The organism is Micromonospora sp. NPDC051925 (assembly GCF_044548625.1).
Classification (GTDB): domain Bacteria; phylum Actinomycetota; class Actinomycetes; order Mycobacteriales; family Micromonosporaceae; genus Micromonospora.
In genome coordinates this window covers 240,943-255,627 of sequence record NZ_JBIUCH010000001.1, presented here as the reverse complement: position 1 = coordinate 255,627, position 14,685 = coordinate 240,943, and the positions used below count along the sequence as shown (strand labels likewise).

Sequence of the window (14,685 nt, the reverse complement as noted above, 5' to 3'; positions counted from 1 at the left end):
AAGGAGACCAGCGATGTTCGACGTCGAGGACCGCCTGACTCTGGACGAAAGATCCGCCGTGGACTTCGTCCTCGGCCTGCGCAAGCGCTGGGCGGACACCGTCTACCCGGCGCTGACCAGGGAGTACGCCGCCACCGGTGCACCGGCCACCACCATCGCCGACGCCGGGCGGACACTGCGCGACCTGCCCCTGTATCCCTGGTTCAGCCACCTGGAACGGGTGCAGCAGAAGATGCTGTGGAAGGCGGCCGGCGACGCCGTCCTGGACCGTCGCGCGGAGCTGACCCGACAACTGACCGCCGTCCCCGCGCAGCCGGTCGGCTCGCTCACCCTCGACCCCGACCTGGCCCTGCCGGACTGGTACACCGACTACGACATCCACATCCAGCCGGGCGGCTTCTGCTCCGACGACATGTCCGCCTACGTCTACGAGTTCGGCGCGCGGATCGTGATGCTGCGCGACAACGACGGCTACAAGTTCCACCAGCTGTTCACCCAGACCGCCCTGCCCGAGCTGCCCGCCGCGACCCGGGTCGTCGACATCGGCTGCGGCTTCGGCAAGAGCACCCGACCGCTGGTGAGCCGCTACCCGAGCGCCCAGGTCATCGGGCTCGACCTCGCCGCCCCCGGGCTGCGACTGGCGCACGCCGAGTCCGAGGCGGCCGGCCTGGCCGTGGACTACCGGCAGGTCGACGGCCGGGACACCGGCATCGCCGACGCCTCCTGCGACGTGGTCACCGGCACCATGGTGCTGCACGAGATGCCGGCAGCGGCCATCCGGGAGACCATCCTGGAGGCGGCCCGGCTGCTCAAGCCGGGCGGCGCGCTGCGGTTCCTGGAGTTCCAACTCACCGGCGACCCGCTGCGCGACGCCACCGTCTACGAGCACGCCGAGCGCAACAACGAGCCGTTCTTCCACGCCCTGTTCGGTACCGACCTGCTGGCGATCTGCGCCGAGGCCGGCCTCACCGACGCCGGCTGGACGCCCTTCGACGAGCGCCGCAACGGCATGCAGCCCGAGGGCTGGGGAGACCGGGCCGAGTGGCACTTCCCCTGGGCCGTGCTGTCCGCGACCAGGCCGGAGGCGTGATGAGCACCGAGTTCGACTACTTCGGCGACCCCCGGTTCGGCAAACTGCTCGACCTGGTGCTGCAACTCTCCACCGAGCTGCACGTCAGCCGGCAGCGGCTGCGCGTGCTGGAACAGCTGCTGGTCCGCCGGGACGTGCTCGACGCCGGTGACGTCGACGGCTTCACCGCTGACGACGACGAACAACTCGCCCTGGCCCGCGACCGCGACCAGCTGCTGCACCGGCTGATGCGCATCCTGACCGAACACGGCCCCGCCGAGCACCCGCTGCGGGACCAGTGGGAGGCAGCCCTGAGCGGCAAGACCGGCTGATGGGCACCGACCCGGCCCGACTGGTCGATCGGTACCTGCAACTGTGCGAGGACCGCGAGCTGGACCTGGCCGGCCGGCTGCTCGCGCCCGGGGTCCGCATCGTCTTCCCCGGCGGCCGGGTCTACCACGGCCTCGACGAGCTGGTCGCCGGGGCGACCGGCAGCTACCGGTGGGTGCGCAAGCACCGGGACCGCTACCTGGTGGGCGCCGACGGCGACGCCGTCTCGGTGGTCTCCCTGGGCCGCCTGTACGGGCAGTGGCCCGACGGCACCGGGTTCGACGCGATCCGCTACGCCGACGTCTTCCTGCTCCGCGACGGACTGATCGTCGAGCAGCACGTCTACAACGATCTCGCCATCACCATGGCGCGGCGGGAACCGTCCCGCTGACCCACCGATCCCTGGTCGGCGCTACCGCCCGTCGCGCCCGCTGCGGCGATGCCGGCCCGACCCGCCGGCAGACCAGCACCGATCCGTCCCGTCCGCCGCCGGCCCGCGCGGCTGACCAGCCTTGACACAACGAGGACGAGGTATCGACATGAAGCACAAGTGGGGTTTGTTGCCGGTGACGCTGGTCGCCGCGGTGGCGTTGGCCGGATGCGGGGGCTCCGGTGGGGAGTCGAGCACCGAACAGGGGGCACCGGCGAAGTTGACCTTCGCCATCGCCTCGGCGGTGATCGGCCCGAAGGAGGAGGTCGCCGTGTACGCGGTGGCCAAGGAACTGGGCTACTTCGACGAGGAGAAGCTGACCGTCGAGACGATCAACACGGACGGTTCGGTCGCCGCGCTCCAGGCGGTCGCCTCGGGAAGCGGCGACATCACCGCCGCCGACACCGGCTCCATCCTCGGCGCGGTGCAGAAGAACGTGCCGGTCAAGGCCATCGGCGGGCTGGTGCAGAACTGGCCCTGGGTGATGGCGGTCAAGCCGGACAGCACGCTTACCGGCGGGGCCGACCTCAAGGGCAAGAAGATCGGCGTGATCAGCCTGGCCTCCGGGTCCGCCCCGTACGCGCGGGCGTACGTCGCGGCGGCCGGCCTGGACCCGGCCAAGGACGTCGAGCTGCTGCCCGTCGGCGTCGGCGCGCAGGCCGCCTCCGCGCTCAAGGACGGCAAGGTCGACGTGCTGGCGCTCTACACCCAGGCGTACGCGGTGATCGAGAACTCCGGCACCACGCTGAAGTACCTCGACAACCCCGACGCGTTCGACGGCATCCGGTCGCTGAGCTTCGCCGTCGGCGCCCGCGAACTCGACGAGAACAAGGACGTCTACACCCGGTTCCTGCGGGCGGCGTACAAGGCGATGCTCTTCTCCGCGAAGAACCCGGAGGCCGCCATGCGGATCGGCTACAAGGTCTTCCCGCAGATCCTCGCCGGCAAGGACGCGGCGGCGCAGCTGCCCGCCGACACCCGGAGCCTCACCGCCTGGCTGAAGACCTCCACCCCGGCCGCCGGCACCCCGGAGCAGTTCGGTGACTGGGGCGCGATCAGCGACCAGGAGTGGACCAAGACCCAGGCGTACACCAAGGAGGCCGGCCAGATCACCGGCGACGTCGCCCTGGGCGACGTGTGGGAGCCGGGGCTGCTCTCCGGCGCCAACCAGTTCGACAAGGCCGCGGTGCTCGACGAGGCCGCCAACTACCCCGCGCAGTAGCGCGGGCGGACGCGGAGGGAACGCGATGGCCATCAAGGCGACGGGTCGCCGGGAGCAGCAGCCGGCCACGGTGTCAGCGGACTCCTGGATCGAGATCGCCGGGCTGGACAAGCAGTACCAGCCCCGCCGGTCGGCACCGACCCAGGCACTGCGCGACATCAACCTGACCGTCCGCCGGGGCGAGTTCATCTCGGTCGTCGGCCCGTCGGGTTGCGGCAAGACCACCCTGCTCAAGATCCTCGCCGGGCTGAGTCCGAAGACCGCCGGCACGGTACGGATCGCCGGCACCGAGGTCGTCAAGCCCCTCCGCGAGGTCGGGATGGTGTTCCAGGCGCCCACCCTGCTGCCCTGGCGCACCATCTTCGACAACGTCATGGTGCCGGCGGAGATCCAGAAACTGGATCCCGCCCGGCATCGGCAACGCGCCCAGCAGCTGTTGGAGATGGTGGGCCTGACCGGGTTCGAGCGGAAGTTCCCGCACGAGCTCAGCGGCGGCATGCAGCAGCGGGCCGGCATCTGCCGCGCCCTGGTGCACGACCCGGCCGTGCTGCTGATGGACGAGCCGTTCGGCGCGCTCGACGCGATGACCCGCGAGTACATGAACGTCGAGCTGCTGCGGATCTGGCGGGAGAGCAACCAGACGGTGGTGCTGGTGACGCACTCGATCCCCGAGGCGGTCTTCCTCTCCGACCGGGTCGTGGTGCTCAGCCCCCGCCCCGGGCGGATCGCCGAGATCCTCCCCATCGACCTGGAGCGCCCGCGCGACCTGGGCGTCATGTCCTCCGACCGGGCCGGGGTCTACGTGGACCGGATCCGCCGCCACTTCCACGCCTCCGGCGTGATCGACTGACGAGGTGCCGCGATGGCAACGACAGAAGTGCGCAACACACCGTCCACCGGTGCCCCGCCGGACCGGCAGCCGACCCGGCGGCGTCGGTTCGACCTGCGGGACCGTCCCCAGCTCTGGCTCGTCCCGGCGGTCTTCGTCGTGGTCGTCCTCGCCTGGGAGTACGGCACCCAGCTGCTCGACGTCGACGAGTACGTGCTGCCCCGCCCCTCCCAGATCGCCGAGGCGCTGCACCGGCAGCTCACCGACGACCAGTTCTGGGGGCACTTCTGGGTGACCACCCAGGAGTCGCTGCTCGGCTTCGCCATCGGCGTCGGCGCGGCGATCCTGCTCGGCACCTTCATCTCCCAGGTCAAGGTCGTCGAGGCCACCCTGATGCCGTACATCGTGGCGTTCCAGACCGTGCCGAAGGTCGCCCTCGCCCCGCTGTTCGTGCTCTGGTTCGGCTTCGGCCTGACCAGCAAGGTGGTGATGGCGGCGGTCATCTCGTTCTTCCCGATGCTGGTCAACGTCATCGAGGGACTGCGGGCCGCCGACGCCGACCGGATCCAGATGCTCACCGTCTTCGGCGCCAGCCGGTCGCAGATCTTCCGGATGGTCCGGCTGCCCAGCGCGTTGCCGTTCATCTTTGCCGGCCTCGACATCGGCATCGTGTTCGCCATCCTCGGCGCGGTGGTCGGTGAGTTCATCGGCGCGAAGGAGGGCCTGGGCTACCTGCTGCTGCAGACCAACTACAACTTCGACATCGCCGGCATGTTCGCGGTGCTGGTGGTGCTGTCGGTGATGGGGTTGTTCGCGCACTTCGTGATCCGGTTGCTGCAACGCCGGCTCGCGTTCTGGGCCGAGGACACCAAGGTGATCGGCGCATGAGCCGCCCGACCGACGACCCGAACCGGTTCGACGGCCGGGTGGCCCTGGTGACCGGTGCGGCCCGGGGGATCGGCGCGCGCATCGCCGCCACCCTGGCCGACCGGGGGGCCACCGTGGCGTGCGCCGACCTGGTCGACACCGGGGACCTCCCGGCCCCGGACGGCCCGCACAGCCGGCACCGGGTGGACGTCCGCTCGGGCCCGTCCTGCGCCGACCTGGTGGCCGGGGTCCTCGACCGGCACGGCCGGCTGGACCTGCTGGTCAACAACGCCGGGGTGGTCCGGCGCGGCCCGGCCGCCACGATGAGCGAGCAGGACTTCACCACCGTCCTCGACGTCAATCTGACCGGCACGTTCCGGATGTGCCAGGCGGCGTACCCGGCGCTGCGCGCCACCGCCGGGTCGGTGGTGAACATCGGCTCCACCAACGGCCACATCGCGGTGCTCGACACCGTCGGCTACTGCGTCAGCAAGGCCGGCGTGCTGCACCTGACCCGGGTCCTGGCGCTGGAATGGGCACCGGACCAGATCCGGGTCAACGCGGTCGGACCGACCATCGTGCCCACCGACATGACCGCCGACGTACGCGGTGACGCCGGCTATCTCGCCGACAAGATGGCCACCATCCCGCTGGGCCGGATGGCCGAGCCCGACGACGTCGCCAACGCGGTCGCCTACCTGCTCAGCGATGCCGCCGCCATGGTCACCGGCCAGACCATCTTCGTCGACGGCGGCGTCACCATCCACTGAACCACCCTCGGGAGGAACCCCCATGGCACACCCCGACACCGCAGCCGCGCTCGCGGCGGTGGACGCCCACTTCGACGAGTTCGTGGCCGAGTTGCAGCAGCTCTGCCGGATCCGCAGCCGCCGGCAGGAGCCGGAGCAGATGCTGTCCACGGCGGAGTTCATCGCCGCCTCGGTACGCCGTTGGGGCGGCCACGCCGACCTGATCGACTGGGAGCAGTCGTACCCGTACGTGCTGGCCGAGATGCCCGGCGGGGACCGGGCGTTGCTGCACTTCACCCACTACGACGTGGAGGTCGAGCCGGCCGGCGACGACGCCGACTGGATCAGCCCGCCGTACGCCGCCGAGATCCACGACGGCCGGCTCTACGCCCGGGGGGTGGCCGACGACAAGGGCGCCCTGATGTCCCGCATCCACGCGGTGGCCGCCTGGCGACTGGCCGGCCTGCCCGCCCCGGTCACCAGCCGGTTCATCTTCGAGGGCAAGAAGTGGCTGCACAGTCCCGGCCTCGGCTCGTTCGTCGACGCGCACGCCGACCGCCTCGCCAGCGACGGCACGCTGTGGGAGAACTCCTGGGTCGACGGGCGGGACCGCCCGCTGCTCAAACTGGCCGAGAAGGGCGTGCTCTACCTGCGGCTCACCGCCCGCACCCTGCCCCGCGACCTGACCAGCCAGAACACCGCCCTGCTGCCGGCGGCCACCGCCCGGCTGGCCGCCGCCCTGGCCCGGCTGCAACGCCCCGACGGCACGGTCACCGTCCCCGGCTTCGCCGACGACGTCCGCCCGCTGACCGACCAGGAGCGGGACCTGCTCGCCGAGGTGGAGTTCGACGGCGACTTCCTGCGCGGACGCGCCGAGGTGGACGCCTTCGTCGGCGGCCTCGACGACCGGGAGGCGGCGGTGGCGATCCGTACCGTCCCCACCCTCACCGTGGCCGGCATCGCCGGTGGCGACATGCGCGACGACGTCACCCTGGGCATCCCGTCGACCGCGACGGCGAAGGTGGAGATCCGGCTCGTCCCCGGCCAGGACCCGCAGCGGGTGCTGGCAGCCGTCCGGGACCACCTCACCGCCACCGGGTTCGGGGACCTGGACGTCGAGGTGATGGCGACCAGCCGACCGAACATCACCGACCACCGGGATCCGTTCGTCGCCCTGGTCGCCGACGCCGCCCGGCGGGTCTACCGCACCGAACCGGTGATCGAGCCGTACACCCAGTGGATCGGCAACCAGGGCACCCTGGCGGGCCGGCCTATCGTCGGCGTCGGCGTCTCCCGCGCCGACTCCGGTGTGGACGGACCGAACGAGAACATCCGGCTCGACGACTACCGGGCCGGCATCAAACACGTCATCGAGGTCATGGCCGCCATGGCGGTGACCGCGTGAGCCGGGTCCGTGGCACGGCCCACCGGGGCTACGTCGACCTGCCCTGGGGTCAGGTCCACTATCGCCTGGCCGGCACGCCGGGCCGGCCCACCCTGCTGATCGTGCACCAGTCGCCCCTGTCGTCGGCCACCTACGACGCGGCGCTCGCCCCGCTGGCGGCGCGCGGCCTGTACGTCGTCGCCGTGGACACCCCCGGGTTCGGGATGTCCGACCCGCCGCCGCACCCGTGGTCGATCCCCGAGTACGCCACCGCGCTGTGGCAGACCGCCGACGCCCTCGGGCTGGACCGGGTGCACCTGCTCGGGCAGCACACCGGCGCGGTCATCGGCGCCGAGGCGGCGCTGCGGGCCCCGCACCGGGTGCGCCGGCTGGTCCTGCAGGGCCTGCCGCTCTACGACCCGGCCGAGCGCGCCGAGAAGAAGGCCGGCTACGCCCCCGGCTACCACCCGCACCGCGACGGCTCGCACCTGCGTGTGGTCTGGGACCGGGTGTACGGCCTCTACCCCCGGCTCACCCCCGACGAGGCGGACCGGCAGGTCGCCGAGTACCTGATGACCGGCCCGGACTACGCCACCGCCTACCGGGCGGTCTTCGACCACGCGCTGGACACCGACGCCCTGGCGGCGGTGCCCACGGTGCTCCTGCACGGCGCCGACGACCTGGTGGACCGGATGACCCCGGCGGTGCGCGCCGCACTGCCGCACGCGCCGCTGGTCACCATTCCCGGCGGCACCGACTTCGTCGCCGACGAGCAGCCCGAGGCGTTCGCCGACGCGGTCGCCGCGCAGCTCGACGTCGAGGCGGTGAACCCGTGACCGGCCCCACCGCCACCGCCACCGCCGTCCCGGTGCCGATCCGGGCCGATGGCCAGCGCTGACCGGCAGCCGATCGCCGTGGCCACCCGGCCGTCGGCGGTGCCCGGCCGCCCCGGCGACCCCGCCGCGACGGCCGCCGGCCTGGCGGCGGTCTACCTGCTGTGGGGGTCCACCTACCTCGGCAACCGGGTCGCCCTGGAGAGCCTGCCCCCGCTGGTGTCCACCGCCGGCCGGTTCCTGGCCGCCGGGGCGCTGGTCGTCGCGGTGGTGGCGGTTCGGCGTGGCCCGCGCCGGCTCCGGCTGCCCCGGGCCCAGTGGCCCGGGGTGGCCGCCAGCGGAATCCTGATGGTCGGCGCGGGCAGCGCCCTGCTCGCCGTCGGCCAGCAGTACGTCGCCTCCGGGCTGGCCTCCCTGCTGGTCGCCGCGATGCCGCTGTGGGTGCTGCTGATCCGGTTCGGCTCCGGCCAGCGTCCCCGGCCGGCCGCCGTCGCCGGGGTCCTCGGCGGACTGGCCGGGCTGGCGTTGTTGCTGGTCGCCCCCGGCCAGGGGCTGCACCTGGGGGGTATGGCCACGATCGTCGCGTCCACGATGGTCTGGGCGCTCGGCTCGACCCTGGCGCAGCGGCTGCCGATGCCGGCGGACCACCTGGCCGGCACCGGCTGGCAGATGCTGGTCGGTGGGGCCGCCGTGGCGGTCGCCGGCCTGGTCGGCGGCGAGTGGAGCGGGCTACGACCGGCCGAGGTGACCACCCGGTCCTGGGTGGCCTGGACCTACCTGATGCTGGTCTGCACCGTCGTCGGGTTCAGCGTCTACACCTGGCTGCTGCGCCGTGCCCCGCTGCAACTGGTCGCCACGTACGCCTACGTGAACCCGGTGATCGCGGTGCTGCTGGGAATGGTGGTGCTCGATGAACGGCTGACCGGTCGGCAGGTTCTCGCCGGTGGTGTCGTCCTCGCCTCGGTGGCCGTGGTGGTGGCCGTGGAACGACATCGGCAGTTGCGAGGATTGCCGCCGGGCACCCCCGCGACGCCACCCTGACCGGCGGCCCTGCCCACCCCGCGTACGTCGACAGTGAGGACTGACATGACCACCACCCCCGTCATCGCCGGTGACGACAGACGGGTCCGCTCCGGTCTCGGGCGGGCGCTCGACGTCATCAACATCATCGCCACCCGCGCGCCGGAGACCCTCGGCGTGTCCACCATCGCCCGGGAACTGGGGCTGCCCAAGGCGGTCGCCTACCGCATCCTCAAGGAGCTGGTGGCCGACGACTTCCTCAGCTTCAACGAGGAGACGAAGCGGTACCGGCTGGGCACCGGGGCGCTCGCGGTGGGCCTGGCGGCGCTACGGGCGCTGGACGTGCCGGAGATCGCCCGCCGGCACCTCGTCCGGCTGGTCCGGGGCACCGGGGAGACCGCCACCCTGTCGGTGCGGCAGGGCTGGATCAGGGTCTACATCGACCAGGTGCTCTCCCCGCACGAGGTACGCATGTCGGTCTCCCTGGGCACCAGCCACCCGCTGCACTCGGGGTCGTCGTCGAAGGCGATCCTGGCGGCGCTGCCGGCCGTCGAGCTCGACGAGTACCTCGGGCAGCCGCTGGACCGGGTCACCCCGTCGACGATCACCGACCCGGACACGCTGCGTGCCGAGCTCGTCCGCATCCGCCGGCAGGGGTACGCGGTGAGCCTCGGCGAGCGGCAGAACGGGGCGGGCAGCGTCGCCGCCGCGATCCGGTACGGCACCGGCCAGGTCTTCGGCTCCATCTCGCTGTGCGGGCCGCAGGACCGGTTCACGGCGCAGGTCCGCGCCGCGCACGGGGCACTCGTGGCCGCCGCCGCCGGGGAGATCTCCGCCGAACTCGGCTTCCGCCCGCCGACGCCACCGCCCGGCCCGCCGGCCGGGGGAGAGGGGACACCGTGACACCGCCCGACGCACGCCGCGCCGACGCCGGCCCGCCCGACGGTACCGGCCCGGCCGGTGACGGGCCGCTGGCCGGCCTGCGGGTGCTGGACGTCTCGACCATCCTGGCCGGTCCGCTGTGCTGCCAGATCCTCGGTGACTTCGGCGCCGAGGTGGTCAAGATCGAGCACCCGACCGCCGGGGACAGCATGCGCGGGCACGGCAGGTCCAGGGACGGCCATCCGCTGTGGTGGAAGGAGATCTCCCGCAACAAGCGCACCGTCGGGCTGAGTCTGTCCGCCCCGGAGGGCGCTGCCCTGTTGCTGCGGCTCGCCGCCCGTGCCGACGTGCTGGTGGAGAACTTCCGACCCGGCACGCTGGAGCGCTGGGGGGTCGGCCCGCAGGAACTGCACCGGGTCAACCCGGGCCTGGTGATCGCCCGGATCACCGGCTTCGGGCAGACCGGCCCGTACGCCGCGCGGGCCGGCTTCGGCACCCTCGCCGAGGCGATGAGCGGCTTCGCCCACCTCACCGGCACCGCCGACGGGCCACCCTCGCTACCGGCGTTCGGGCTGGCCGACAGCATCTGCGGGATCGCCGCCTCGTCGGCGGTGCTGATGGCGCTGTGGCACCGGGACCGCACCGGCGGCACCGGGCAGGTCATCGACATGAGCCTGCTGGAGCCGATCATGACCGCCGTCGGCCCCGGCCCCACCGTCTACGACCAGCTCGGCGTCGTGGAGCAGCGCAACGGCAACCGGTCGGTCAACAACGCGCCCCGCAACACGTACCGCACCAGCGACGGGGCGTGGGTCGCGGTGTCCACCAGCGCCCAGGCGATCGCCGAACGGGTGCTGCGGCTGGTCGGGCACCCCGAGGTGATCGACGAGCCGTGGTTCCGCACCGGGGCCGGCCGCGCCGGGCACGCCGACGAGCTCGACGCGTACGTCGGCGGGTGGATCGCCGCGCGCACCCGCGAGCAGGTCACCCGGGCGTTCACCGAGGCCGGCGCGGCCGTCGCCCCGGTCTACGACGCCCGCGACATCGTCGAGGACCCGCACGTCCGGGCCACCGACATGGTGACCACCGTCGACGACCCGGACCTGGGACCGATGCGGATGCACAACGTGATGTGGCGGATGACCGGCACCCCGGGACGGATCCGCTTCACCGGCCGCCCCCTCGGCGCCGACACCGACTCCCTGCTGGTCGACGAGCTCGGCTGTGACCCGGCCGAACTCGCCGACCTCCGAGCCCGCCACATCGTCGCCTGACGACCTGGCCGTAACCGTTGAAACGTGAGGAACCGTGACGACCACCGCCCGACACGCCGACCGGCTGCTCGACGCCGTCCGCGCCGGCGTAGAGATCTACGACCTCGGCCGGCAGCTCTCGATCGGCATGCCGCAGTCACCGAACCACCCGCCGTTCTGGCTGAGCATGCCCCGCCGGCACGGTGACATGGTCCGCGCCGACGGTGGCTCCGCCGCCAACGACCTGCTGGTGATGGGAACCCATGTCGGCACCCACGTCGACGCGCTCGCCCACGTCTCCCACGACGGCCGGCTGCACGGCGGGGCGGACGCCGCCGCCGCCCAGGCCGGTGGGCGGTTCACCGAGCTGGGCGTGCACACCGTCGCGCCGATGGTGCGCCGTGGTGTCCTGCTCGACGTGCCCGCCGCGCTCGACCTGCCGGACTGCCCGGCCGGCTACGAGATCACCCCGGCCGACCTCGACGCCGCCGTGCGCCGCCAGGGCACCCCGGTCGGTGCCGGCGACGTGGTGCTGATCCGCAGCGGGTGGGGCCGGCACTTCGACGACGAGGACCGGGGCCGGTACGTCGGCCGCGAGTCCGGCGTGCCCGGCATCAGCACGGCGGGCGCGCGGTGGCTGGCCGCCGCCGGGGTGCACGCGGCCGGCGCGGACACCATCGCCTTCGAGTGCCTGCGTCCCGGCCAGGGGCACTCCTCCCTGCCGGCGCACCGGGTGCTGCTGGTCGAGCACGGCATCTACCTGATCGAGACGATGGCGCTGGAGGAGATCGCCCGCGACGGGGTGTACGAGTTCACCTTCGTGATGGCCCCGCTCGCCCTGTACGGCGCCACCGGTTCCCCGGTCCGGCCGCTGGCGGTGGTCGGCCGTGGCTGAACCGACCCTCGGCCGGCAGCTCGCCGTCTTCGCCGCCGAGACCCCCGCCGCCACCCTCCCCGCCGAGGTGGTCGACAGCGTCCGCAACCGGGTGCTCGACGTCGTCGGGCTCTGCGTCGCCGCGGTCGAGCTGCCGACCAGCCGGGCCGCCCTGGACTACGTCTGGGAGCAGGGAGGTCGGGGTCAGGCGCGGGCGGTCGGGCTGCCCGCGCCGGTGCCCGCCGCGTTGGCCGCCTTCGCCAACGGGGTGCTGGCGCACTCCCTCGACTACGACGACACCCACCTGCCGTCGGTGCTGCACCCGAGCGCGTCGGTGGTGCCCGCCGCGCTGGCCACCGCCGAGCTGACCGGTGCCTCCGGCCGGGAGACGGTGGCCGCCATCGCGGTCGGCCTGGAGGTCTGCGTACGGCTCGGGATGGCCGGCTACGACCGTTCCGCCGGCAACTCGGTCTTCTTCGAACACGGCCAGCACGCCACCTCGATCTGCGGCACCCTCGGGGGCGCGGTCGCCGCCGCCCGGCTGCTCGGGCTGGATGCCGAGCGGACCCTCGACGCGCTCGGGGTGGCCGCCTCGATGGCCGCCGGGTTGATCGAGGCCAACCGCACCGGCGGCACGGTCAAGCGGATCCACTGCGGTTGGGCGGCGCACTCCGCGGTGACCGCCGCCAGCCTGGCCCGGTACGGCATCAGCGGCCCGCCGACGGTGCTGGAGGGGCGCTTCGGCTTCTTCGAGGCGTTCCTGCGCGGCGAGTACGACCCGTCGGAGATCGTCGACGGACTGGGCGTCGACTGGGCGGTGCCGGACATCTTCTTCAAGCCGTACCCGGCGAACCACTTCACCCACGCCGCCATCGACGCGGCCCTGGCCCTGCGGGCGCGGGGCGTGACGCCACAGGACGTGGCGACGGTGACCCTCGGCGTGCCCACCCCGGTCATCCGCACGATCGGCCAGCCCATCGCGCGCAAGCGCCGCCCCGGCACCGGCTACGAGGCGCAGTTCAGCGGCCCCTACGCGGTGGCGGCGGGGTTGCACGGCGGCGGCGTGCTGGGCGTCGGCCCGGAGGACTTCACCGACGCCCTCGCGGTCGAGGCGTCCCGCCGGGCGGTGATGGACCGGGTCGAGGTGGTGCCCGACGAGCGCTGCGACCGGATCTTCCCCGACCAGTTCCCGGCCGTGCTGCGGGTGGTCACCCACGACGGTCGGGAGTGGACCGAGGAGGTGTTGACCAACCGGGGCGGACCGCAGCGCCCGTTGTCCCGTGCGGAGTTGGCCGTGAAGTTCCGGCACAACGTCGCCGGCCGGCTGCCCGACGACGTCGCCGCATCGGTCGAGCAGGAGATCGGCCGGTTGGACCGGGCCCCCGACGTACGGCGGCTGACCGGTCTGCTCGCGGCGGCGGGACCGGAACCGGCCACCACCGTCGCCATCCACGACACACCCCGAGGAGTGAGAGCATGAGTTCCTTCGACCTGCTGCTGCGCAACGTCCGGGTGGTCCGGCACGACCGGCCCGACGCCGAGCCGGTGGACGTGGCGATCACCGACGGCCGGATCAGCCGGGTCGCCCCGGGGATCGAGGTGGGGCAGGCCGGCACCGTGCTCGACGGGCAGGGCCGGCTGGCCTTCCCCGGCGTCGTCGACGCCCACCAGCACTGGGGGATCTACCACCCGCTCGGCGAGGACACCGCCTCGGAGAGCCGGGCGTCGGCCCAGGGTGGGGTCACCACGGCGCTGACGTACATGCGTACCGGGCAGTACTACCTCAACAAGGGCGGCCGGTACGCCGACTTCTTCCCCGAGGTGCTGGCCGCGTGCGACGGCCGGTCGTACATCGACTACGGCTTCCACCTCGCCCCGATGATGCGCGAGCACATCGCGGAGATCCCCGAGCTGGTGCAGCGGTTCGGGGTGACCTCGTTCAAGATCTTCATGTTCTACGGCGGGCACGGCCTGCACGGCCGTTCGGCCGACCAGAACTCCTTCCTGATGATCCCCGCCGACGAGCGCTACGACTACGCCCACTTCGAGTTCGTGATGCGCGGCGTGCAGGCCGCCCGGGAACGCTTCCCCGACCTGGCGGCGCAGATCTCGTTGTCCCTGCACTGCGAGACCGCCGAGATCATGAGCGCCTACACCCGGCAGGTGGAACGGGAGGGCAGGCTGACGGGCCTGGAGGCTTACCACGCCTCCCGGCCGCCGCACTCCGAGGGGTTGGCGGTCTCGATCGCCTCGTACCTGGCCCACGAGACCGGACTGCCGAACGTCAACCTGCTGCACCTGTCCTCGGCCAAGGCGCTCGACGCCGCGCTGCGGATGGCCGAGGCGTTCCCGCACATCGACTTCCGCCGGGAGGTCACCATCGGGCACCTGCTGGCCGACATCACCACCGCGCACGGCCTCGGCGGCAAGGTGAACCCGCCGCTGCGGCCCCGCGAGGACGTCGAGGCGCTCTGGGGGCACCTGCTCGACGGCCGGGTCGACTGGGTGGTCAGCGACCACGCCTGCTGTAGGGACGAGGTCAAGTTCGGCCAGCCGCGCGACGACGTCTTCCTGGCCAAGTCGGGTTTCGGCGGGGCCGAGTACCTGCTGCCCGGTCTGCTGACCGAGGGGCGGCGGCGCGGCCTGCCGCTGTCCCAGGTGGCGGCGCTGACCTCGTGGAACCCGGCCCGGCGGTTCGGCCTGGCCGGTAAGGGCGCGATCGCCGAGGGCTACGACGCCGACCTGTGCCTGGTCGACCCGGACAGCGCCTGGACCGTCCGCGCCGAGGACTCCGAGTCGACGCAGGAGTACACGCCGTTCGAGGGCTTCGACCTGACCGCCCGGGTCACCGACACCTTCGTCCGGGGCGCGCACGTCCTCGTCGACGGCAAGGTCACCGGCGACCCGCAGGGCCGCTACGTGGCCCGGACCGCCCGGTAGTGG

At 72.8% G+C, this 14,685-nt stretch carries 15 protein-coding genes; all 15 read left to right on the top strand.

All coding sequences use genetic code 11. The features are described from left to right. The first annotated feature begins 13 nt into the window (after positions 1 to 13). Positions 14 to 1,090 (top strand): class I SAM-dependent methyltransferase, encoded by a 1,077-nt coding sequence (locus ACIG87_RS01115; RefSeq protein WP_396846962.1) that lies wholly within the window; start codon positions 14 to 16, stop codon positions 1,088 to 1,090. Next, the gene (locus ACIG87_RS01110) at positions 1,090 to 1,401 is read left to right on the top strand and encodes a hypothetical protein (RefSeq protein WP_396846960.1); all 312 of its coding nucleotides are present in this window, start codon (positions 1,090 to 1,092) and stop codon (positions 1,399 to 1,401) included. The genes ACIG87_RS01115 and ACIG87_RS01110 overlap by 1 nt, the downstream gene beginning before the upstream one ends. Next, entirely contained in the window at positions 1,401 to 1,790 is a 390-nt protein-coding gene (locus ACIG87_RS01105; RefSeq protein ID WP_396846958.1) for a nuclear transport factor 2 family protein, read from the top strand. The genes ACIG87_RS01110 and ACIG87_RS01105 overlap by 1 nt, the downstream gene beginning before the upstream one ends. Before the next feature lie 148 nt (positions 1,791 to 1,938). Then, entirely contained in the window at positions 1,939 to 3,051 is a 1,113-nt protein-coding gene (locus ACIG87_RS01100; protein ID WP_396846956.1) for an ABC transporter substrate-binding protein, read from the top strand. A 25-nt stretch (positions 3,052 to 3,076) separates the two neighbouring features. Further along, positions 3,077 to 3,901, top strand: coding sequence for an ABC transporter ATP-binding protein (locus tag ACIG87_RS01095; RefSeq protein WP_396846954.1), 825 nt, complete (start codon positions 3,077 to 3,079; stop codon positions 3,899 to 3,901). Positions 3,902 to 3,913: 12 nt separating this feature from the next. After that, positions 3,914 to 4,768 carry an ABC transporter permease gene (locus ACIG87_RS01090; protein ID WP_396846952.1) on the top strand — a complete coding sequence of 285 codons (855 nt, stop codon included), beginning with the start codon at positions 3,914 to 3,916 and terminating at the stop codon, positions 4,766 to 4,768. Beyond that, complete coding sequence (locus ACIG87_RS01085; protein WP_396846950.1) at positions 4,765 to 5,517, top strand: SDR family NAD(P)-dependent oxidoreductase; 753 nt, start codon at positions 4,765 to 4,767, stop codon at positions 5,515 to 5,517. The genes ACIG87_RS01090 and ACIG87_RS01085 overlap by 4 nt, the downstream gene beginning before the upstream one ends. Positions 5,518 to 5,539: 22 nt before the next feature. Further along, positions 5,540 to 6,901 carry a M20/M25/M40 family metallo-hydrolase gene (locus ACIG87_RS01080; RefSeq protein ID WP_396846948.1) on the top strand — a complete coding sequence of 454 codons (1,362 nt, stop codon included), beginning with the start codon at positions 5,540 to 5,542 and terminating at the stop codon, positions 6,899 to 6,901. Then, on the top strand, positions 6,898 to 7,716 hold the full coding sequence (locus tag ACIG87_RS01075) for an alpha/beta fold hydrolase (protein WP_396846947.1): 819 nt from the start codon (positions 6,898 to 6,900) through the stop codon (positions 7,714 to 7,716). The genes ACIG87_RS01080 and ACIG87_RS01075 overlap by 4 nt, the downstream gene beginning before the upstream one ends. A 48-nt stretch (positions 7,717 to 7,764) precedes the next feature. Continuing rightward, positions 7,765 to 8,754: an EamA family transporter gene (locus tag ACIG87_RS01070; protein WP_396846945.1), complete on the top strand. Its 990-nt coding sequence runs from the start codon at positions 7,765 to 7,767 to the stop codon at positions 8,752 to 8,754. Between the two features lie 45 nt (positions 8,755 to 8,799). Then, the gene (locus ACIG87_RS01065) at positions 8,800 to 9,636 is read left to right on the top strand and encodes an IclR family transcriptional regulator (RefSeq protein ID WP_396846943.1); all 837 of its coding nucleotides are present in this window, start codon (positions 8,800 to 8,802) and stop codon (positions 9,634 to 9,636) included. A 68-nt stretch (positions 9,637 to 9,704) separates the two neighbouring features. After that, positions 9,705 to 10,889 (top strand): CaiB/BaiF CoA transferase family protein, encoded by a 1,185-nt coding sequence (locus ACIG87_RS01060; protein ID WP_396847580.1) that lies wholly within the window; start codon positions 9,705 to 9,707, stop codon positions 10,887 to 10,889. A gap of 34 nt (positions 10,890 to 10,923) precedes the next feature. Further along, positions 10,924 to 11,763 carry a cyclase family protein gene (locus tag ACIG87_RS01055; RefSeq protein WP_396846941.1) on the top strand — a complete coding sequence of 280 codons (840 nt, stop codon included), beginning with the start codon at positions 10,924 to 10,926 and terminating at the stop codon, positions 11,761 to 11,763. Continuing rightward, the gene (locus ACIG87_RS01050) at positions 11,756 to 13,222 is read left to right on the top strand and encodes an MmgE/PrpD family protein (protein ID WP_396846939.1); all 1,467 of its coding nucleotides are present in this window, start codon (positions 11,756 to 11,758) and stop codon (positions 13,220 to 13,222) included. Before ACIG87_RS01055 ends, ACIG87_RS01050 begins: the two co-directional genes overlap by 8 nt. After that, positions 13,219 to 14,682 (top strand): dihydroorotase family protein, encoded by a 1,464-nt coding sequence (locus tag ACIG87_RS01045; protein ID WP_396846938.1) that lies wholly within the window; start codon positions 13,219 to 13,221, stop codon positions 14,680 to 14,682. The genes ACIG87_RS01050 and ACIG87_RS01045 overlap by 4 nt, the downstream gene beginning before the upstream one ends. The last annotated feature ends 3 nt before the right edge of the window (positions 14,683 to 14,685 follow it).